The following is a 1,190-nucleotide window of genomic DNA, read 5'->3' as shown; positions in this document are numbered from 1 at the left end:
TCGTCGAAGGAGATGTCGAACCGATCGTCGACGTGCCGGAAGACGACGTCGCTGGCCTCCGGGTGTACCTGCTGAACGTGCATCTCGGCATCGACGCCCAAGAGCGTCTCGACGCGGACCAACTGGCATCGTTGGCAACAGTACTCGACACCGACGCTGAACCCGACGGCCTCATTGAGGCGGTCTCCGACCAGCTTGCTGGGGCTCAACTCGGTCCCGACGTGCTGTCGATCGCTGGTGTCTCCGATATCGGCGTTCTCTACCAGGAGGCGACCAGAGAAGTCGAACAAGAGGGAGACGATCCCCACCCCGGCCCGGCCGACGCTCGCCTCGAACTCTCTCCCACCGAGATCCCTGGCGACGGCTATCTCCCGATCGAAGGCTTTCAGGTGCTGGTCGTTCATCACCTGCTCTGTCAGGCCCGGGATTGCTACCTCCAGATGGGGCTGGAACCTCCTGAACCCCTGCGCGTGCTCGGCCTCGGCAAGTACCGCCAGACCGTCCGCAACGAACACCTTCCGATGTACGACCCGGTCCACTCGACGTCCGCTCCGGTCGACGGTTACTCACTGCCCGAACTCGGTACTCACATCGAATCGAATCCGTCGTAAGCTGATGGGGTGGGCACACCTTCCCTCTGACGGACCAACAGTAGCCGATTGCTCCCGTTCCGGGCGGCGAGGTCGGAAGGCTGCAACCGCCGCTGAGGGTGGTGCTATCGACGCGAAAGCGTTCACCTGCGGCAACGACATCGTCTTTAATTCCGGTGAGTACGATCCCGAGAGCGCGGAGGGCCAGTTCCTGCTCGCGCACGAACTCGCTCACGTCCGCCAGCAGACCGGCGCGGCGATCAGCATGATGCCCAAATCGGACGCCGACCTCGAGATCGACCCCGACCCGCAGTTAGAACGTGAAGCCGACGAGACCGCCGATCGTGTGATGTGCGGGGGGAAACTCGGCCTGTTCCGGATGCGCAAAACGGAGGTTCACGTCCAGCGGATGTCAGGGGAAGAACTGGTGAGCAAGGCCAAAGCGCTCGTTGAGACGGGGACGGAGAAAGTCGACGAATCGACGACCAAGCGTTACCGACTGACGAAAGACCAACTGGTGGACATGGTCCAGTCGGTCGAGACGCCGAAGGGACTCACCGAGTACATCGAACACCACGACATCGACGTGGCCAGTCGCGT

At 62.4% G+C, this 1,190-nt stretch carries 1 protein-coding gene and 1 pseudogene; both read left to right on the top strand.

Annotated elements, in window-relative coordinates; genetic code table 11:
- A pseudogene (locus TX80_RS00010) lies at nt 1-611 on the top strand (hypothetical protein); the annotation flags it as partial.
- 4 nt (nt 612-615) lie between these two features.
- On the top strand, nt 616-1,190 hold a 575-nt coding region (locus TX80_RS00005), incomplete at its 3' end, for an eCIS core domain-containing protein (protein WP_154658541.1).

Source organism: Halopiger djelfimassiliensis (assembly GCF_000455365.1).
GTDB lineage: Archaea > Halobacteriota > Halobacteria > Halobacteriales > Natrialbaceae > Halopiger_B > Halopiger_B djelfimassiliensis.
This window is presented reverse-complemented; position numbering and strand designations above follow the sequence as displayed.